Annotated in this window: 9 protein-coding genes; 8 read left to right on the top strand and 1 reads right to left on the bottom strand. The window is 47.1% G+C overall.

Translation table 11 applies throughout. The annotated features are described in order from the left end of the window. Nucleotides 1–10: 10 nt before the first annotated feature. Genes K1Y79_RS22945 through K1Y79_RS22920 form a run of 6 tightly spaced genes read left to right on the top strand, consistent with a single transcriptional unit; the run spans nucleotide 11 to nucleotide 11395 of the window. The gene (locus K1Y79_RS22945) at nucleotides 11–1495 is read left to right on the top strand and encodes a serine hydrolase domain-containing protein (protein WP_220252535.1); all 1485 of its coding nucleotides are present in this window, start codon (nucleotides 11–13) and stop codon (nucleotides 1493–1495) included. Nucleotides 1496–1524: 29 nt separating this feature from the next. Continuing rightward, entirely contained in the window at nucleotides 1525–2928 is a 1404-nt protein-coding gene (locus K1Y79_RS22940) for an aspartate aminotransferase family protein (RefSeq protein WP_220252534.1), read from the top strand. A 5-nt stretch (nucleotides 2929–2933) separates the two neighbouring features. Continuing rightward, nucleotides 2934–3704, top strand: a complete 771-nt coding sequence (locus tag K1Y79_RS22935; RefSeq protein ID WP_220252533.1) for an aspartate/glutamate racemase family protein — start codon at nucleotides 2934–2936, stop codon at nucleotides 3702–3704. 14 nt (nucleotides 3705–3718) lie between these two features. After that, complete coding sequence (locus K1Y79_RS22930) at nucleotides 3719–4597, top strand: thioesterase domain-containing protein (protein ID WP_220252532.1); 879 nt, start codon at nucleotides 3719–3721, stop codon at nucleotides 4595–4597. Between the two features lie 43 nt (nucleotides 4598–4640). Beyond that, nucleotides 4641–10574, top strand: a complete 5934-nt coding sequence (locus K1Y79_RS22925) for a glucoamylase family protein (protein ID WP_220252531.1) — start codon at nucleotides 4641–4643, stop codon at nucleotides 10572–10574. Nucleotides 10575–10591: 17 nt separating this feature from the next. Continuing rightward, on the top strand, nucleotides 10592–11395 hold the full coding sequence (locus tag K1Y79_RS22920) for a glycosyltransferase domain-containing protein (protein ID WP_220252530.1): 804 nt from the start codon (nucleotides 10592–10594) through the stop codon (nucleotides 11393–11395). A 429-nt stretch (nucleotides 11396–11824) separates the two neighbouring features. Here the strand turns inward: K1Y79_RS22920 and K1Y79_RS22915 are convergent, their stop codons facing one another. Beyond that, entirely contained in the window at nucleotides 11825–14260 is a 2436-nt protein-coding gene (locus K1Y79_RS22915; protein WP_220252529.1) for a TonB-dependent receptor, read from the bottom strand. A 762-nt stretch (nucleotides 14261–15022) separates the two neighbouring features. On the opposite strand from K1Y79_RS22915, the gene K1Y79_RS22910 reads away from it, so the two are divergent. Then, on the top strand, nucleotides 15023–18181 hold the full coding sequence (locus K1Y79_RS22910) for a non-ribosomal peptide synthetase (protein ID WP_262903185.1): 3159 nt from the start codon (nucleotides 15023–15025) through the stop codon (nucleotides 18179–18181). Beyond that, on the top strand, nucleotides 18178–21582 hold the full coding sequence (locus K1Y79_RS22905) for a non-ribosomal peptide synthetase (RefSeq protein ID WP_220252527.1): 3405 nt from the start codon (nucleotides 18178–18180) through the stop codon (nucleotides 21580–21582). The genes K1Y79_RS22910 and K1Y79_RS22905 overlap by 4 nt, the downstream gene beginning before the upstream one ends. The last annotated feature ends 3 nt before the right edge of the window (nucleotides 21583–21585 follow it).

Here is a 21585-nt window from a genome sequence, read left to right as displayed (position 1 = left end):
CATTTTTGTTATGAAGAACAACCCACGGATCTCAGGCTTTGCTGCAGGCTATTGCCAATTGGCATTACTATTTCTAATATTCCTTTCGTTGGATGTTTTCGGGCAGCGTAAGGCAACCTTCAGGGCCAATAACAAGAAGATCAACATTGCATATTTTGACAAGGAAGTAGCGCATATCATGCAGGAGACAGGTGTAAACGGTGTTTCACTGGCAATAATCAGTGATGGCAGAATCGTGTATGACCAGGCTTACGGCTACAAAGATGCAGGTCACGAATCCAAAGTTGATAAAGCAACTGTATTTGAGGCCTGCTCTGTCTCAAAGACCTTCCTGTCGTATGCCGTATATAAAGTTGTTGATGAGGGTAAGCTAGACCTGGATAAGCCGATGTATGAATACCTGCCATATCCGCCCTTGGAGCATGACAGCCGTTACAAACAGATTACGCCCAGAATGGTCATGTGTCATGCTTCCGGCATAGAAAACTGGAAGGACCATAATAATCCTGATACACTTGAGATCGTAACCAATCCCGGACAACAATTCATTTATTCGGGAGAAGGCTATGAATATCTTGCCAAGGTACTGGAAACTATCCTCCATGAACCTTACGAGGTGTATATGAAACGTATCGTATTCGATCCGTTGGGACTTCCTAATACATTCACAAGTTTTCGTAACGGCGGCCCTGATAACTATGCCATTGGCCACACCGCCCTGGGTAAAAAGATAGATAAATGGAAGAATCTGCAGCCGGTGCCTGCTGGTGGTATCAACACCACTGCCACTGATTACGGCAATTTCATCACGCGTATGTTTGATGAAAAGCATTTATCGCGCAAGAGCATTAACCAGATGTTGCAGCCATTGACCCGCCTCATTCCCGGAGATACTACCTGGTACTTCGGTCCTGGCTTTGAAGTACAATATCATGGTAATGATACCATCATTTTACATGGAGGCGATAACCCTGGTTTTGAATCATTTATCTGCTATTCTGTCGTTAAAAAGAGCGGTATTGCTCTTTTTACCAACTCTGAACGTGGCAGGGCAATGATAAAAAGAATCGTCAGTATGTCTGTCGGACTGGATGTTGTTCCAACCGTCGGATCATCCATAGCTGAACAGTATCCCAGTCCCGTAGAACCGATTGTACAGGCCTATAAACAACACAAAGCAGCAGGCTTCTGGACGAAAGTTGCCGAGCTGGAAAAGAAGAATAATGGAAAGCTGCCTGAGAAAACAATGACTGAACTGGGCTGGATATTTTTTACGGCAGATCCTCCTATAGCAAAGCGTATCCTGCAAAAGAACATTGACACCTATCCTGAAGCCGGCGGCGGACTGTTTCTGCTCGGCATCTTTGAAGAAAACAACGGGGCCTATGCCGAAGCCTTAAAGTACTTCCGTAGAGCCCACGATCTGAATTTTGTATTGTTTCCTATCTCACCCGAGATAAAATTCTGCGAAAAGAAACTAGCCAAGCATAATTAATCATTGTATACCATTTCAAACCCGCATTTATGAGTAAGTTCGAATCATTCCATTTAGCACAACAACCCAGTATACTCACAGACACTATTCCTGGCCCTCGCTCTCAGGCATTGATCGCCCGCCAGCAATTATTAGAAAGCAGTATTGTATCTTATCCCAAAGGGCTTCCTATCGCACTGAAACGTGCAAAAGGCGCTATTGTGGAAGATGCAGACGGTAACCAGTTCATTGATTTTTTCAGCATGGCCGGCGTACTCAATGTAGGCCACGTTAATCCATACGTGCTGGAGTATGTAAGAAAACAACAGGAAGAGCTGATTCACGTGTTGGATTTCCCGACAGAGAATAAGCTGGATCTCATTGAAAAGATACTGGCTGAGTTTCCAGATAACGTCAGAGACCAGTTTAAGGTAGCATTCTGCGCATCTACTGGCTCGGATGCCGTGGAGGCAGCTATCAAACTGGCTAAACATAAGACCGGCCGTGAGGGTGTAATCGCATTTCATGGTTCCTATCACGGGATGACTTCAGGTGCCTTATCTGTTACCAGCCATACCCAGCTGAGGTCAGGCTATAAGTCCTTGCTGCCTAATATTACCTTCCTTCCATATAGTTATTGCTACCGTTGCCCGTTTAATCACCAGAAGGAGACATGCAAACTCGACTGCGCGGAGTATTTCCGCTATGTGCTGGAAAATCCGCATTCCGGTGTAGTAAAGCCTGCTGCTGTCATCCTGGAGCCTATACAGGGTGAAGGTGGTACCGTAATACCTAAAGAGGGATTTCTCGAAAAAATTATCCATATCGCCAGGAAACATGACGTAATGGTCATCTTCGATGAGATCCAGAGCGGCTTCTTTCGTACCGGCAACTTTATGGCGTATAGTAATCCAGACGCTCTGCCAGACATTATCACGATGTCAAAAGGTCTTGGTGGAATCGGCTTCCCGGTGTCAGCTATCGTGTATAACAAAGCGGTGGAATCCTGGGCTGCCGGAGACCATATCGGTACTTTCAGGGGAAATCAGGTGAGTATTGCCGGTGGTAACGGCGCATTTGATTTCATCAAGGAATATGAAGTAGAAGCACATGTAAAGGAAATGGGCGCGTACTTGCTTGCCAGACTGCAGCAGCTGATGGATCAGTTCTCGTGCATCGGGGAAGTCAGGGGGCGTGGACTCTTTGTAGGTGTAGAATATGTAAAGGACAGATATACCAAAAAGCCTGACGCCGCACTGGTGAAGAAACTCCGCCAGGAGTGCCTGCAACGCGGACTGATCTTTGAAACCGGTGGACACTATAACAATGTTGTCAGGTTCCTGCCTCCACTGATCGTCAATAAAGAGATCATTGACAGCGCCCTGCAGATCTTCGAGGACGCACATCATGCAATTGCTGCAGTTCCTGCTGCTCATACACTCACCGAAATATAATGCCCGTGTTCAATACACCAGATCCCAGGAAGGTGATCGGCATAGTAGGAGGGATGGGACCACAGGCAGGAGGTGCATTGTTCAATAATATCACTTCTCATACGCTTGCCCGTGCAGACCAGGAACACTTGTCTGTGATACTGATGTCATTTCCTTCCAATATGGCCGATAGAACGCTTTTCCTGGATGGGAAAGAATCGCTCAACCCTGCTGCCGGTATCACACAGGTGATCCGGAAGCTGGAACATGCCGGCGCAGAAGTGGTAGGTATTGCGTGTAACACTTCACACTCCCCGCGTATTTACGATGTGGTGTGTGAAGAGTTGCTCCGCTGCCAGAGTAAGGTTAACCTGGTACACATGCCGCAGGAGACCTGCCGCTATATTAGTCATCAGCCGGGCCATCTGCGCCGCATTGGAATGCTCACCACTAATGGTACCTATCGTTCCGGTATCTACAGGCATATCCTGGAGGAATGGGGATATGAAGTAGTGCTGCCATCCCTCGAATTTCAGCATCACTATATCCACAGGGCTATCTATGACCCGGTATTCGGTATCAAGGCCAATCCCGCAGGTATTACCAGGGAGGCCCGGTTGATGGTCAGTCACGCAATAGAATATTTTAAAGAACAAAGAGCCGACGCAGTAGTTCTCGGTTGTACGGAACTGTCGCTGGTATGTCGCCAGGACCTGCCGGACAGTATCCTGATTATAGACGCGCTGGATATACTGGCACAGGCCCTCGTAAGGGAAGCGCTATCAGGTACAGATTGATTAATGAAACTATTATGAGTAAGACTTTCAGCAGAAAAGACAGGCATATCAGGGTATTGAATTTTGAACCGGGATCCCGGCCCTGTTTTATCATCCCCGGTACCGGCGGAAAATGCCACAGCTTCCGGCTGCTTGGCCGCGTATTCAGAAATACCTGTTCCCTCTACGGACTGGATATGATTGGCACCTGCAAGGGAGAAGCCCCTATTGCTGATATACCAGCTATTGCGGCACAGAATATCGCCTGGATCAAAATGATACAACCAGAAGGGCCATACCGGCTGATAGGCCACTCCTTTGGCGCTTACATCCTTTTTGAGATGGTCAGACAATTAGAGGCTGCAGGGGATATGCTGGACTTTGCCATTATACTGGATCAGGCGCTGGAAGAAGTATCCAACCCGCCTTTGGGTTGTAGCCAGGCTGACTTCATGATGTTTCTGGCACAGGGATATTTTGAGAGCTTCAAGATTATTGCACAGCCATATCCTGACTGGGTGCTGACGATGAAAGCCCATATCGATACTCTACCGCCTGCTCAGATGATGCCCTATGTGGCCGCATATATCGGCAGGATGATTCCGGCAGTGGCCGGGAAGGCAGAATATTTCTCCCGCCTTATCAACCTCCGGTTTTACAATGACACCATTGCTTACCGGCCTTCCGGCAGGTTACAGTCGCCGGTCGTCCTGCTCAGAGCTGCAAAAAACAACTGGCAGGATATGGAAGAAACCCTGGGCTGGTCCAATTTTGCAGATCATGTAACGGTGAAAACTGTTCCTGGTAATCATTACAACCTGATGAAAGGCAGGAATGTCATTGAAATCGCCCGGGATATCAAACACCGGATCGCTGAAAGCGAAAAGCACAAGCATTACTTTTCAGCTGTATAGTTACCCATAACCCACTACTTTAACCCGCTATCTACTTGAGTTTATGATCAATAAATTGTTCCGGCTACGAAAGCCATCTCACGACGAACGTTATCAATATCTGAAAAAAATGGTGGCCGACGAGCCTCCATTCCGATCTGTATTGGTAGACCAGGCTGAGATAGCCGCACATTGCAAGGTAATGGCAGAGCGGGATAAACTGGTTTCCGGTAATCATACTACAGACTGGAACCGTAACCTTGCTGATATTGCCAGGAATTTCGATCTGATAAATACACTCTTTGCTGATACCAGTGCCACGCCCCGCGAAGTGGTGACAATGAGAGAATGGACTACCACAGATTATAACCTCGTACAGGGGTATATCAATAAACTAAAGGGCCTGTTCGTAAAAGTTGATCCGGCGCTGCCCTTCATACGTAAAGGTATCAACGGGCGGCAACCCAGGCTGTATAGCTTCCTGGTAAAGATTGTATCTCACACTGATACCCAGATCACCTTCCATAACCTGGCCGCTTTCTTCAAAGCCTATCAGCGGGTGGCAGTGATGACGGCCACCGAGCTGAAAGCAATTCCGGCGCTGATCACGTACGTACTCATAGAAAATATACAACGCCTCGCTGCCAGGTTCGCACTGGCGGCTATTGATACTGCCAATGCCGGCGACTGGGCCCAACGCGTTATTGCTGCTGCTGATGACGAACGCCGGCTGGAAATGCTTACACAGGAGATGCTGGCGGCTGGCTTACTATCCAGAGGCGCTTTTACAGCTGAGCTGATTGGGCAATTGCTCAAACAGCAAGGAGACATGGAACGACCGCTTGCACTCATCAACCAACGGCTATATGAACTGTGTTATGTAGGCGAAGATTATGTGTATGAGATCCAGGAGATACTGGCTGCAGACAAAATATCCCTACGTAGCGCTATCAGTGCGCTCCGTATGCTGGACGCAATTGACTGGCAGAACTTTATCGATGAGATCAGTGTAGTGGAGGCGGTGTATATCACTGAGCCCTCAGGCATATATGCAGCAATGGATTACAGTACGCGCGACTCCTATAGAATGGCAACCCATGCGATCGCCAAAAAAGCGGCGATACCGGAAGCTGAGGTAGCCCGTCGTGCAATGGAATTGGCTGCTGCCACCAACAACCATGTCGGCGCACTACTGCTGGGTGAAGAGAGGGCGGAACTGGAAGCCAGTTTAGCTATTCCTGCGGATGGATGGATCAGTAAATTAAGTAAGAACATGTCTCTCCGGCTGACGGTTTACCTGGTCGCAATTGCCGCCCTGGCCGCCCTGATTGCCGGCTTGCTGTTCTTCACCGGTCATCAGCAGGATATCCCGACCGCTTTGCTACTACTTATCAGCACCAGCTATATCAGTAGTATGGTGATAGATCAGTTAATCATACTTAAAAGCGAGCCAAAGCTGCTGCCGCGGATGAATTACCTGGAAGATATTCCTGCAGAATCCCGTACACTGGTAGTAGTACCTAGTCTGTTGACGAGCACTACGGAGATCGAAGAACTGGTTACAGCGCTGGAAATCAGGTTCCTGGGAAACAGATACGAGCACCTGCATTTTGCCCTGCTGACTGATTTCAAAGATGCACCGCACGAAATATCTCCCGAAGATGAAGTGCTACTCAGCATGGTGGATGCTAAAATTGTTGCACTCAATCATAAGTATAATGACCCAAACCGCTTCTTCCTTCTCCACCGCCATCGCCGCTGGAATCCTAATGAACAATGCTGGATGGGGCATGAGCGGAAAAGAGGTAAACTGAATGACCTTAACCTGTTGCTGCGCAACGGAGGAGAACTTAATTTCCTTAAAATTACCGGTAATAAAAACATACTATCCACTGTCAAATACGTCATTACGCTGGATGCAGATACCCAGCTGCTGCCTGAAACTGCCTGGAAGCTAGTCGGCACAATGGCGCACCCATTGAACCGGCCGGTCTACTGTGAAGAACGTAAAAGGGTAGTAGCCGGTTACGGCATCCTGCAACCTGCTGTCAAGCTGGATATCCGTGAGATCAAAGACTCCCTTTACCATCAGCTGGCGGGCAGCGGTCCGGAAGTAGATCCCTACCTCCGCACATTCCCCGATGTATACCAGGACCTGTTTGCAGAAGGCTCTTTTGTCGGTAAAGGCATCTATGATGTAGACATTTTTCTGAAAACCATTGACGGACAGCTTCCTGAGAACAGGATATTGAGTCATGATCTCCTGGAAGGTTCCTACATCCGCTCAGGACTGCTAAATGACGTGAAATTGAACGAAGGCGCTTTTACCTATTGGGTAGATCTTAAGCGGAAGCACCGCTGGATCAGGGGTGACTGGCAGATTGCTGCATGGATAGGCAGACGTGTGCCGGGGCCTGCCGGTAAAAGGGTCAGGAACCCACTGTCTGCCCTGTCCAGATGGAAAATCTTTGACAACCTCAGACTATGTATGTATTCTGTAGTGCTGCTTTCACTGTTCCTGATGGGATGGACCGTGTATGTGCCGCTTCTGGCTGTTTTTCCAACGATGATACTCCTGCTGACAAGAGTCGGCGAAATCAGTAAATACCTCTTCCGCAAGCGCGAACTACAGGTACTGTTACAAGGTATTGGCAGCAGGTTCGTGATGGATGTATACCGGTTTGCCTGTCTTCCCCACGAAGCGTGGCTAACACTGGATGCCACCTTCCGGGCGCTCTGGCGGATGGGTGTTTCCCGCAAAAAACTGCTGGAATGGGTGCCTTCCGGCGCACAGCATATTACCTATACCAGCCTGCCGGATGTATACCGGCTGATGTGGGTGGCTCCCGCTGTGGGTATGGTCAGCCTTATATACTTACATCCGCTGGGATTGTTATGGATACTGGCTCCCTTTATGGCCTGGAAACTTAACTTTCCCTCCACCAGAAAAGAGGCTGCTATCAGTGACACTCAGCATAAATTCCTGCAATCGCTCACACGTAAAACCTGGGCTTATTTCGAGCAGTTTGCCAATGAAGAACACCACTGGCTGCCGCCGGATCATTATCAGGAACAGCCAGTAGGGAAGGTGGCTGCCTACACATCTCCCACCAACCTCGGACTTGGGCTGCTGGCTAACCTCGCTGCGCATGATTTCGGCTATCTGACATCGGGAAGGTTCATCACATTTACCAGCCATACGCTCCATAGTATCGGACGATTAGAAAGATACAAAGGACATTTCTATAACTGGTACAATACGCATTCCATGCAGCCTTCCTATCCACGGTATGTCTCTTCCGTGGATAGTGGGAATTTTGCCGGACACCTTATGGTGATGAGACAGGGGTTAAAAGCAATGATAGATCAACCGGTGTTCAGCCCTGCATTGTTTAACGGACTATTGGATACACTTCGTTTGTGCGAACAGCCAGCACTGCTTGTGCAGTATGCAGATAAACTGTCAATAGCAGCTAAGAGTCATAACTTCCGCTGGCAGGAATCCCGTGTGCTACTGGAAGCGCTGGCTGCAGACGTTCATACTGCTCTTGCAGCCGGTAATGTGCCACCAGAAAGCGATAGCGCCTATTGGTTAGCAGCGCTTCAGCGCCAGGTGGGTGATATCATGACCGACCTGACTACACTCGCCCCCTGGAGCTTTTCAGCGACTGCAACCGCGCACATTCCGGCGGCAGGTGTCACCTTACGACAACTGGCCAACCTGCCTATGGAGCCGGCTATGCAATCTGTTATAACCGCTGCGCAGGAACGTATGCAGTCACTCGAAAGCATGTATGCGCAGTGTACTGACTATGCCGATATGGAGTACGATTTCCTGTATGATAAGGAACAGCACCTGCTATCTATCGGTTATCGGGTAGAAGAAGGGTCGCTGGATGTTGACTGCTACGACGTCCTTGCTTCAGAAGCCAGACTGGCAACATATGTTGCTGTGTGCCAGGGCAAATTGCCCGTACAAAGCTGGTTTGCACTCAGACGCCCACTGGTTAACATTGAAGGGGAGTTTATCCTGCAATCTGCCAATGGAACTATGTTTGAATACCTGATGCCGCTGCTGGTGATGCCGGAATATGACGACACCTTACTACACCTCGCTTCAGCATCTGCGGTAACACAACAGATCAGCTACGGGCAACGTCATAATGTACCCTGGGGTATCTCTGAGTCCTGTTACAGCACGACCGACCTGAATATGAACTACCAATACAAGGTAAATGGTGTGCCGGCGCTCAGTCTGAAAAATGGTCGTATGACGGAAGAAATCGTTATGAGTTCTTATTCCGCTGCCATGGCCCTGATGGTAGCGCCGGAACTGGCTGTAAGTAACCTGGAAAGGATGGCCGCAGACGGCTTTGATGGCCGCTATGGACTGATAGAATCAGTTGATTATATGCCCTCGCGTATGCCTCATGGTCAGACGTCCGTGCCGGTACGCACCTTCATGGCCCATCATCAGGGTATGAGTTTCCTGGCGCTGCATTACCTGCTGATGAATAAACGTATGCACCAGCATTTTGAAGCAGATCCGGAACTGATGTCTGCAGTCATGCTGTTACAGGAGAAAATACCCTGGGACGCTGCTTGTTATATTGATCAACAGGAGACCAGTACTGATGTACAGCATACTAATGTTGCTCCTGCCAAAGAGATGGGTAGCATGAACGTTACTGCCGATTATAGAAAGGCGTGGGTACAGCTGCTCTCTAATGGAAGATACCATCTGATGGCGACCGGTTCCGGCTCAAGTTTCAGCAGGTGGAATGATATTGCAGTTACGCGCTGGCGGGATACCAGGAATACCAATGGCGGACTATTCTTCCGTGTCAGAGACCTGGACAACGATTCCATATGGTCGTCCATCTGCCATGAACAGTCAGATTATAATGTCACCTTCCTGCACGGTCAGGTACGCTGGGTGCATTCAAACAACGAACTTGAACTGATTTCCACACTGGCGGTATCTCCCGAAGATGACCTGGAAGTAAGGCAGGTAACTATCCGCAATCATAGCGACTTGCCTCGTTATGTAGAAGTGACTGGCTATGCAGATCTGCTGTTGTATCCAATGTCGGAACAACGCGTACTGCATACCAGCCTACAGGCTGAGGTAAGGGCTGACAGGCAGTCTATTCTTTGCAGAAGATACGGGCCGCTTGACACCACGCCTGTTCCTGAAGCATTCTTTATGATGAAGCTCAGAGATACCACTTCGGCGGAGTATACATATGAAGCTGATATTACCGGAGATTCCCGGCAGCAGCAGAACAAGCATCTTCGTTCTGGTATCATTGCAACAATCAAATCTTATGTTACAATACCTCCGCAATCGGCTGTTACGGCTGACATCTGCCTCGGTATTGCAGATACCCAGGCAAATTGTGAGGCGTTATTAAACAGAGTACATGATGCCTTCGACCCTGCAACGTCCTTTGCACAGGCAGCTGCACATGCGCACACATTACTGCAACAGACCAACGCTACTGAGAAAGATGTACTGTTGTCTACTGGTCTGCTGGGTCGCCTGATCTTTGCTGATAACCTGCTGCTGCAAGGAGTGGTGCATGGCTACCCGGCCTGCTGCGTTAATTTCCCGACAATCCTTCTGAAAGTAAGGCAGACTGCTGATATGCAGGCTGTCGAGCAGTTGGTGGAGTTACAGACGTATTGGCGCGTGCATGGCTTCCCGGTTAACCTGATCATCCAGAATGAAGATAGCAGCAGCTACCGCCATTTCCTTCACCGGCTGATCAATGAGTTTATCAACGCCGGACCTGCCGCGGAAGCACTGAACCGCCAGTATGGAGGTATCCTCGTCCGGATGGCTGACGCAAGAATGGATACGCTGGATAACTATAGCGTAGCCCTCCATGAGATCATCGCTGAACAATGGATCTTCCAGGCCAACCGCCTGAAAGGATTCAGTACAAACAAACAACCAATGCCAGCGCCCGAAACAGGAGCCCTGGTAAATTTATAAACCCGAAATTTCTTCGTATGAAAGTAGTCACTGCTATATCCAATAAGAATGACCTTGGATTCTTTAAGCTAAAAATGTCCTGTGCACTCAAAGGCCTTGATTTGGTTACCCTGACGTGTGACCAGGATGCCTTCAGGAACCATAGAATGAAAGACAGGATCTTACGCTCTTACTTAAGTGAACTGGATGATAATGAAATAGTTTTATTTACCGATGGTTATGATGCTATCATGCTGGCAGATGAAGATGAAATACTGGAAAAGTTTGACAAAATCGGTACGGATCTGCTGTTTTCTGCGGAGACATGTTGTTATCCGGATAAGTCACTGGCCCCCCGTTATCCGGCAACAGACAGCCTCTATAAATACCTGAACAGCGGTGGCTTCATTGGCAGAGCAGGTTTGTTAAAGCAATTACACGAGGTGGATCTGTCTGAGGTATCAGGTAATTTTACTTATAGTAACCAGTATCTGTGGTCGGTTATCTATCTTGAGAACCAGCACCAAATGAAGCTGGATACGGATTGCGAAATTTTCTGTACATTTTCTCCGGAGATCACGGAGCAGGCGTTGGGCGAAGCTCAGCGTGGTAACCGGGAGGCGTATGTAAAATACTTCTACGAATGGTTCAACGAGCATTTCATTATCAGCAATGGTAGGATATACAACAAGATCACTGGTACCTGGCCCTGTAATGCGCACTTTAACGGAGGGGCTTCCTGTTTCCTGGAAGATTACATAGAAAGCTGGGAGATTTTGTACGATCTGACACCGGGCAGACGGAGCCATACCGTAATTCCGGTGCATCCGGCCACAGTGTGACGGACATTGACAAATTGATTTATTATAACATATTATCAGTAAAAGGACGACCGGCAGGCCGTCCTTTTTTATTTGGACCCGTCCTGACAAGGGTTTGTGTTTTATATGATCCCATCACCATAAGGGCATCAAAAGGGCACTTCAATATCCCCGGGATATTGAAGTGCCCTTTTGATGTGCTATTTACCCCTGATTTATGTGAATATCAGACGGGCATCAATACGTCTTCGACGGTTGATAAACAGGTGAGTTGACTGAAATGTGCTTTTAGATAAGGTAAATCGTCCCAAAGTGGGAGATGGGAACGCCGGGCCTATTAATCCTGATAAGCAAGCGGAAGTGGCATATTATGCCCGTGAAGAGACGCTCCCTGGTGGGGGAATGACAGGGCAGTATTGAGAATAAAACCGTTTTTAGCTGTACAGTCTGCTATCTCGTCTTAATACTCGGTTTCAGATCGTCGTTATTTACGCCGGTTTTGTGTGAGCCGGCGATACTGGAATGACCAAACTTCCAGGTGATCCCCATTCTCGCTGCTCTCGCCAGGGTTTTATAGATCATATATTGGTAAAAGTCAGGGGATTCGATCTTATCCCGGTAGATGTTATGGCGTTGGAAGAACCTCTCGACACCCACACTGATACCGAGCTTATCTTGGAAGAATGTTTTTCTGGCGGTGATGTTATAGGTTACCCATCCGCTCGAGTGCCCCTGTAAGGTTGGGTTGCTGGTGTAGAAGTAAAGACTGCCTTCTACCTTCAACCCGTTATCCCAGGAGTATCCTGTTCTGAAAGCGCCATTAGCACTTAACAGACTATTAGCGTAGTTATGGTCGTCTGTGGATACTACCCGCATGTATATGCCCTGCACATTGATACTTGTATTCCAGCGGGCTGACAGATTGAATGAATAGTTAAGGCCAATATTAGTATTATACCTTTTACCGATGTTATAGAAGGAACTGAGCGCGCTGTTGCTGCCGGGGGCAGGTATGGTGTATGCCTCAATACTATTTGTTGTAAAAATCTGGCCGATTGATACCGCAATATTTTTAGGACTATTCATCCACTCAATGGAAAAGCTGCTGGTCTTCTCAGGAGTCAGGTATGGGTTACCAAAGGAGACGTTGTACGGGTCATTGTCATTATACAGTGGGTTTAGGTTTTCAATCCAGGGACGCTGTAAACGTTGACTATAATTCATTGCAAGCTGGTTGTCTGCATTCACATTCCATTGAATGTTCACAGAAGGTAACGGGTGAGTGTAACTATCTCTGGTGTTTTTGTTGTTACCCGCAATAGTGTTCACCAATGTATGTTCCACCCTCATACCTAAGCTGGCGCTCCATGCAGATGAAATAGGAAAATGAAACATTGTATACCCTGCCATTATATTCAGTTCGTAGTTGAAATAGTCAGCTCTATCGGTGTTCGGTTCATATACATGATCCGGGTTCATAAGATGTTGTTCATAGTTGCTGACGATGTCACGTCCGATAAACTTCAGGCCTGTTTCCAATCGTTTGTTCTTTTTAAAGCCAACAGTATAATCGGCCTGTAAAGTAGTTTGTGTCAATGTTTGTTTGTTCCTGTTTCTGTAAAATGCAGGAGGGTTGTTCTTAACAGTTTGTGCGATATCATTGTTGATGTGTAGGTTTTGCCTGTTATAATTCCCGGAAAGAACAAACGCGCCAGACTTGCCCAGCGGTGCGTTGTAGTCGATGCCGGCATCATAATTTACGTCTGTGTTTTTATTATCAATTCCCAGCATGCCTGGATTGGGCGTGGACGCCTGCGGAGTTATAAGTATATTGTTTTCAGTGGAGAAGTTACCGGTTGATTTGTCAGCAATATTCCCGTATACAGTCAGATTACTTGCACTATCAATTTCGTAACTGAGGTCCAGTCCTCCCTGGATATTATTGATCCTGAGATTAGTTGCCATAGCCCGGGAAAAATCATATTCATTGGCCTTGACGTGTGAGTACTGGCGGGTATCTAGTGTAGCATCATAATTATAACGGGAAGCCGCTGTATTGGCACTCAGAATCAGGTTGCCAGTACGTATATTTAACAGGCCATTTCCGCTGAAGGTACCAAGCGTGTGACCGTTGGCATTAAGCTGTCCGTTATTACCGGTTATTTTCTTTTTAGTGATGATGTTGATGATGCCTGCAGCGCCTTCGCCATCATATTTTGCAGAAGGTGAAAACACTACCTCTATTGATTTAATAGAGCCGGCAGGCAGCATTTTTAATGCTTCTTTAGGATCATTGGCCAGGAAGGAAGCACTTTTCCCATTCAGGTACACGCGGAAATTAGTGTTTCCTTTCAGGTAAATATTCCCGCTGCCGTCTACCATAACCCCCGGAACGTTCCGCAACATTTCCGTGGTACTGTAGTTGTCTTTGTTGATGTCGTTCTCAACATGGTAGACAGTTTTATTATTGGATATCTGCAATAATGGTTTCTGTCCTTTGACCAGTAGTTCTCTTAACTGGCTGCTGTTGCCGGTCAGTCGTATGATTCCGGCGTTGATGGAAGTTGTTTCTTTATTAATAAAAAACGGACCTCTCATTTCCTGCTTATAGCCGGTGGCAATGATGCCAAGCCTGTATTTTCCGTGTGCAATGCGGTCAAATACAAACGTGCCGATGGAATCGGGCATTACGGACGATACTATTTTCCCTGTGCTGTCATGAAGCAGGAATATATTCAGCGCGTTTGGCGGATACCCGGTGCTGTCATTGACTATGCCGGATATCTTTCCGAAGGGCGTCTGTGCAATGGCGTGGCTGGTGATAGCCAGGAAAATGATCAGATATACTGGTATTATTTTCCTCAGACAAATAGTGGTGATGATCATATATGTTGTGATATATAGAAGCTATTCAAATTCACTGCTATGTATAAACGGTAATAAGGACGGACGTATCAGGTAATGGTTCATGTTGATTAATTGGGTATGGAAACAATATGAATTGCTGTATTTTATCCGGTAAAGAGAGATTGGGATAAGTAACGGCAATGTCGCTGCAGTCTTTGTCAATGGCACCTTTCACGGGTATCTCCTTGTTTTATCTGCTTCGCTGTACTTCTGATTGCAGTATGTTTGTGTATGCAATATTGACGACTGCGATTTCAAAGAAAAAGAAAAAAAAATCAACTAGAAATTTTTTTTTCTTGTTTCGTTTTTGCGTTACATTTGTTAGATATCTTATTTTTCGAGTGAAGGTTTTTTTTATTCCACAACATGTACAGACAGACTGGTGTTAAGTTTATTATTTAGTTAGCCTGAATTTAAACCAGTGTTGTTGACCTGTGACCCAAATTTCACTGTACCTGAAATAAACGTTTATCCGTAGTATGATCTATGAGGTAAGTTGTTTGTAAATGGAGTTAAGTATTCACGATATTAATTTAACTGTAATGCCAGTATTGACAATGCTACGAAATTAAATGAGCTAAAGGACTGATAATACCACAAGCGTCATTATAATAGGGGTTTTTTCTTCCGAATGCATGCATTCAGGGGAATACGGCTTGTTATTAATGTTTGTTAACGTCTGCATGCACTGCATGTAGTACTGCTTGTGCCACTACTTGTAATCTCAATGCTTTGGGAAATATGAATTGTTTGGAAACCACTTGTGTCCAAAGGGGAATCTATATTTCACAGTGTCAGTCTCCCATGTCTGATCTGTTTAATGTAGGTGGCTTTGCCAGGATCAAATCCTGTATTGATGTTGACGCTTTTAAAGCAGCTATTAATCTGCTTTTGAAGCGACATGAGATATTGCGTGCCCACGTTACGGATAGATCATCTGAAGTGCTGTCTTTTGAAGAAGGTACTCCGGCAAACATTGGTTTTATTGACTTTTCAACGTGTGAAAGTGCCGATGAGCAGGCACTTTCCTGGATGCAGGAAGATTTTCACGTCAGTATGTGGGATACAGGTCAGCTATTCAGGACAACTATCATCAAAGTTCATGACCAGCTGTTTTACTGGTATATAAAAGTACATCATCTCATTGTAGATGGATATTCAATGTCGCTGATGTTTGAGGAAACTGCGTCCATCTATCAACAGCTGATGGCTGGTAAGGATGCTGTGGCACAATCACCTGTAAGGCAGTATGCAGCTTATGCTGCGCAGGAGAAGGTGTATCTGGCATCGGATAGTGCATCCTTGGACCGGGCATGGTGGAAGGCGTATGCAATTGACACTAGGCCGGACATTATTCATGCAGGACATCCAACTGCCGGAGGTAAAAGAAAAGCATTGCAGTCCCGCAGGCATACGGAGGTTGTCAGTCGTGATCTTGCAGGTAAGATCAGCGCATTTGCGCAGCAAAGGCATATCAGCGCCGCACAGTATATGCTGGCAGTATTTGCACTTGCAATCAGCAGGTTGTTTCAGCAGCTTCATCTGGTTGTAGGACTACCGGTATTAAACAGGCGTAGCGAGGATAAAACAACAATCGGCCCCTTTCTGAATGTGCTGTCACTTGTACTGAACGCAGGAAGTGATCCTGCTTTTGAAGAATGGCTGGACGTAGTAGGGAAAGAATGCCGGGGCATCTACCGGCACAGTAAACTCCCTGCCAGTGAAGTGCTGGACATGACTGACCGGCAGCGCCCCTTGTACAATATCCTTTTCTCATACCAGCATTTTCATTTTGATAGCCGGTTTCATGATGTTCCGGCTGAAATAAATATGCTGGGCAGGAATGAACAGGAAGAAGGATTAGTGGTGCAGATACTAGACTATCAATCCGGACAGCCGGCATGTATGCATTTCGAGTACAGGGAAAGCTACCTGACCAGGGAGCAGGTCAGCAGTCTGAGTGCTGTTTATGTACAACTACTGGAAACCTGTATCGATCATACACAGCAACGCATTTTACAAATACCAATACTTCCAGCAGTTCCTCCCACATATGCAGCATGGATGGCTGGTCCGTCTTCGCAGGGACGCATAAAGCACATATTGGTAGCGCTCAGTGAGCAAACGCTTTTACAGAAGAATAGGACGGCGCTTATCTGCCAGAAGCAGACTTATTCATATGAGCAGATTAGCTACGCGAGCGACGTACTTGCACATCGCCTGATGGCTGTTTATGCAGCTCATCCTGAAGAACGCCGGATTGTGGGTATACACCTGGAACGTTCTGCCGGTATGGTAGTAGCCATCCTGGCAGTGTTGAAGTCAGGCGGCTGTTATGTACCAATAGATATTAATCTTCCGAGTGAGCGTATGGCATATATCATCAGTGATAGTGGCCTGCAAACAGTTATAACCACTGCACATCTGTGGGAGAACAGGCAGCATCTGACTGCCAGGAGTATGTTTGTGGACCGGATCATGGACGAGGAGCATACAGGGAACGTAAGCCCGTTGCCCTTACCCGACATAGGCGCACCTGCTTATCTGATGTATACATCCGGCTCAACCGGAAAGCCTAAAGGTGTTGTTATCAGTCATGCTGCCCTTGCTAACTTCCTGTCTGCCATGCAGCACGAATTGAAGATCAATGAGCAGGACAGCGTGATGGCAGTCACAAACATCTCTTTCGATATTTCCATCCTGGAACTGTTACTGCCATTGGTATGTGGCGGCAGGGTACATATGATCACAGAACAGGAAATGAGAGATCCGCTCACGTTTGCCCGGTCAGTGGCCACTAGTGGTATAACATTCATACAAGGTACTCCTTCGCTGTTCCGGTTACTGATATCTGCAGGCTGGGAAGGGATAAGTAGTGCGACTATACTTTGTGGCGGTGAACCCATAGATATGACCCTGGCAAGAGAACTGATGAGGAGAGGGAAAACAGTATGGAATATGTACGGGCCTACTGAAACGACGGTCTGGTCTGCCATGCACCGGCTGCAACCAGATGATGAGAAAATATACATAGGCAAACCTATACTCAATACCGACATACTGATCCTGGATCAATACGGGCATATACTGCCTCCAGGTTACATAGGAGAGATAGGTATAGGGGGTGCTGGTCTTTCTTCCGGGTATCATTATCAGCCGGGGTTAACAAACGAAAAGTTTATTCCCCACCCCTTGAGGCCCGGTGAGAAGATCTATAGAACAGGAGACATCGGCCGATGGACGAACGGTCTGCTCGAAATACTAGGAAGGAATGATGAACAGGTGAAGATTCGGGGGCATAGGGTGGAGACAGGAGAGATAGCGCATCAGATCTGTCAATATCCCGGGGTAGACCAGGCAGCTGTTCTGGTGGTGCAATCGGGTTCCGACGATAGTGAACTATGGGCGTTTTATACGGCTCAACAGGAAGTGCCGGTAAATTCCTTATTGCTGCATCTGCGGTCTTTATTGCCCGCTTTTATGTGTCCGCAGTATTTTACCAGGCTACCTACATTTCCGCTAACGCCAAACGGAAAGATTGACAGGAAGGCACTCTTAGAGGGAGGTTATCCGAAGTTGCCCGCGATAATGGAGTATGTGCCGCCTAACACGCCGGAAGAGGTATTGCTGGCCAGATTATGGGAAGAGCTGCTTAGCCAGCACCAGGTAGGGATCAATGATAACTTCTTTGAACTTGGCGGCCATAGTCTGAAGGCCACCAGGCTTATATCTGCCATTATCTCGGAAACCGGACTGGCCATTACACTGGCAGATGTGTTTGAATACCCCACTATCCGTTCGCTTGCGGCAAGAATGACTTTGCTAGGGTGGATACGGCAGGAGTATACATCAGGCGTACAAACCTTATCAGTTAATAATAATATATCAATTTCTATATGATAGAGCTTATCCGAAAGTTGCGTCAACTAAATATCAGGGTTCAACTGGAAGGGGATGGACTGAAAATTATATGCCCGGAAAATGAGACCGTGCCAGCTGACCTGTTACAGGAATTGAAAGCTAATAAGTCATCTTTGGTTGAATATTATAAAAATGCTATTCCTGCGTCGGTGAGGAAGATTAAACCTATACCAGCTGTAGCGAAGGCAGACAACTATGCTGTATCTAACAGCCAGCAGCGATTATGGTTACTGAGCCAGCTGGATAAGGAACAGTCAGTTGCCTATAACATGACCGGGGCATTTATTATGACCGGCAAACTGGATATTTCTGCCTGGGAGCAGGCGTTCACATGGTTGCTTCAGCGCCATGAGAGTCTCAGAACAATCTTCCCTTCAGTTGATGGGGTTCCCCTGCAACATATTCTGCCGGCGGTGCCAACGGATAATGTACTGAGATACGATACACGCAGGATGCTGTCAGACGACCTGCTGGAGCAAGAAATCCACTCATTTTCCAGGCAGCAGTATGACCTGGATGGTGGTCCGCTGATCAAAGCTGCGATTATTCCAATGGGAGACAACAGACATGCCTTTCTGTTTGGTATGCACCATATCATTAGTGACGGCTGGTCTATGGGTATCCTGATCAGGGAACTGTTGTCATTCTACCAGGGTAGTGTGGAAGGGCGCGTGGTAGATAGTGCACCACTTACAATACATTACAAGGACTTTTCTGCCTGGGAAGCGGAACAGTTGCAGACGACTGACATGCAGCAACACAGAGAGTTCTGGTTAAATCAGTTGTCTGGTACATTACCAGTACTTGAGTTGCCGGTAGATGGCGGAAGACCTGATACACAAAGTTTCTCCGGACGTATTGCAACTTTCCGTCTTGAGAAAGGCGAATCTGTTCAGTTTCAGCAGCTTTGTCAGCAACACGGTGCAAGTGTATATATGGGTGTGATGGCAGCTGTCAATGTATTGTTATACCGCTATACAGGCCAGCATGATCTGCTAGTAGGATCGCCTGTATCAGGTCGCATACATCCGGATCTTGAAGACCAGATAGGTTGTTATGTCAATACATTATGCTTCCGGAATACAATTGAGGCAGCAGACAATTTTACTACGCTGCTGAAGAGCGTGAAAGAGGGTACCATCAATGCGTTTGAGCACCAGTCATATCCTTTTGACCTGCTGATAGAGGATCTGCAGGTCAAACGTATGCGTAACCGGTCTTTATTGTTTGATGTAATGGTAGTGATGCAGGGAGAGGATGTGTTGTCGCATATCCAGTTACCAGGTCTGGATATTGAGGTATACAGACCTGTAGAGACCAGCTGCAAGTTTGATCTGACATTTTCCTTCGTGGAGACTACGGAAGGCATACAGCTGGACCTTGAGTATAACACCGGCCTATTTACCAGTGGAAAGATAGAAAGGATGGGACAGCACCTGATGAATATTATCAGGTGTGTGTGTCAGCAGCCGCAAACCGCCATTGCAGACATCAGTATGTTAGGAGCGGCCGAGGTGAGTGACATCCTGAGTAAATTCAACAGACTGCATTGCGGTTATCCATCCACAATGACGGTAGTGAGCCTGTTCGAGCAACAGGTATCCCTGACGCCCGATAACATCGCTTTGACATCCGGCAGTACGCAGGTTACTTATCAGCAGCTGAGTGAGCGGAGCAACCAGCTTGCGCATCTGTTAAAGGAAAGATATAATGTAGTGAGAGGGGACCTCGTTGGATTGATGTACGAACGTTCTGAGGAGATGATATATGCCATCATGGCTGTCATTAAACTCGGAGCAGTATATGTGCCATTAGATCCGGCTGTACCGTCGGAAAGGATTGCTTTTATTCTTGCGGATGCTGCACCGAAAGTTGTGCTGACAGATGGAAGTGTTACAACGGCAAGCCTGGTAGCGTATGTAAATACCTGTCAGACTGATTACGCAAGTTTCCCGGGTGACAATCTGCACGAGGCGATATCTCCTGCTGACGCTATTTACATGATTTATACATCGGGTACCACAGGTAATCCTAAGGGTGTCCGTTTATCACACCGGAACGTAGTGAGGCTGTTGAAAAACGACGCGTTTCCTTTTGATTTTAATGAGAAGGATGTATGGACCATGTTCCATTCCTATGCGTTTGATTTCTCTGTATGGGAAATGTATGGTGCGTTGCTGTTTGGCGGCCGGTTGGTGATTGTTCCGAAATCTACAAGCAGAAATGTTGCTGAATATATAGCATTGATTACCGCTGAAAAGGTGACGGTTTTGAATCAGACCCCAAGTGCCTTCAGGCAGTTGCTGCAAGCCGAGGCAGATGGGAATGTACCTCAATGTGCTTCGCTCAGGTATCTCATATTCGGAGGAGAGGCGCTACAGCCGGCCATGCTTGATGTGTTCAGTCAGCAATATCCCCAATGCCGTATCATCAACATGTATGGTATTACCGAGACAACAGTACATGTAACTATCAAGGAAATAACAGCCGCAGAGATAGCAGCTGACAAGAGTAATATCGGTATTCCGATCCCTACGCTCAGTTGTTACGTGCTGGATGAAAACAGGAAGTTGCTGCCGGTAGGTGTACCAGGGGAATTGTATGTAGGCGGAGAAGGGGTGGCTATTGGTTACCATAACCGGGAAGAGCTGAACGCAGAAAGATTCCTGCCGGATCCATTTAATCCGGGCGGAAGGATGTACAAATCGGGCGACCTGGTATATGTTAATGAAGCAGGAGATATGGAGTATCTCGGCAGAAAAGATAACCAGGTCAAGATACGTGGTCATAGGGTAGAGTTGGGAGAAATAGAATTTAAAATGGCTGCGCATGCATTAGTAGATAATGCTGTAGTAGTGGCAGCAAAAGATGGAGATGGTAACACATTTCTTGCCGCATATGTTGTAAGCGGAGATCCTGCATTTGCAGTAGCGCCATTGCTGGCCGATCTGCGGAAGACGTTGCCGGAGTATATGTTGCCGGCAGTGTTCATCAGGATGGATGCTTTACCGTTGACGGCAAATGGAAAGATTGACAGAAAGGCATTGCCGCCGGTAACCAGTTCAAATATCGCTAGCGTTGCCGAATATGTACCGCCTGCCACACAGGAGGAAGTGATGCTGACGGCCATATGGGAGCAATTACTCGAGCGGTCGCCTATAGGTATACATGACAACTTCTTCGAGATAGGTGGGCATAGTCTTAAAGCTACAAGAATGGTGTCTGCCATCTATAAGCAATGTCAGGTAAAACTAGACCTTAAGCAGGTATTCTATAATCCGACAATCCATTTGTTGGCCCGGGAGATAGAAGTGATTTTATGGATGCAGCAGGATGCTGCCGATTCAGGAATCATGAGTGGTGAAGCTATTAATATTTAATCT

It is taken from the genome of Chitinophaga rhizophila, assembly GCF_019492185.1.
GTDB classification, from domain to species: domain Bacteria; phylum Bacteroidota; class Bacteroidia; order Chitinophagales; family Chitinophagaceae; genus Chitinophaga; species Chitinophaga rhizophila.
This window is presented reverse-complemented; position numbering and strand designations above follow the sequence as displayed.

What these genes read in the sequence shown, in the direction of transcription:
- K1Y79_RS22940 (WP_220252534.1), top strand. Translation starts at nt 1,525, where the DNA reads ATGAGTAAGTTCGAATCATTCCATTTAGCACAACAACCCAGTATACTC.
- K1Y79_RS22915 (WP_220252529.1), bottom strand. Translation starts at nt 14,260, where the DNA reads ATGATCATCACCACTATTTGTCTGAGGAAAATAATACCAGTATATCTG.
- K1Y79_RS22925 (WP_220252531.1), top strand. Translation starts at nt 4,641, where the DNA reads ATGATCAATAAATTGTTCCGGCTACGAAAGCCATCTCACGACGAACGT.
- K1Y79_RS22905 (WP_220252527.1), top strand. Translation starts at nt 18,178, where the DNA reads ATGATAGAGCTTATCCGAAAGTTGCGTCAACTAAATATCAGGGTTCAA.
- K1Y79_RS22930 (WP_220252532.1), top strand. Translation starts at nt 3,719, where the DNA reads ATGAGTAAGACTTTCAGCAGAAAAGACAGGCATATCAGGGTATTGAAT.
- K1Y79_RS22945 (WP_220252535.1), top strand. Translation starts at nt 11, where the DNA reads ATGAAGAACAACCCACGGATCTCAGGCTTTGCTGCAGGCTATTGCCAA.
- K1Y79_RS22920 (WP_220252530.1), top strand. Translation starts at nt 10,592, where the DNA reads ATGAAAGTAGTCACTGCTATATCCAATAAGAATGACCTTGGATTCTTT.
- K1Y79_RS22910 (WP_262903185.1), top strand. Translation starts at nt 15,023, where the DNA reads ATGAATTGTTTGGAAACCACTTGTGTCCAAAGGGGAATCTATATTTCA.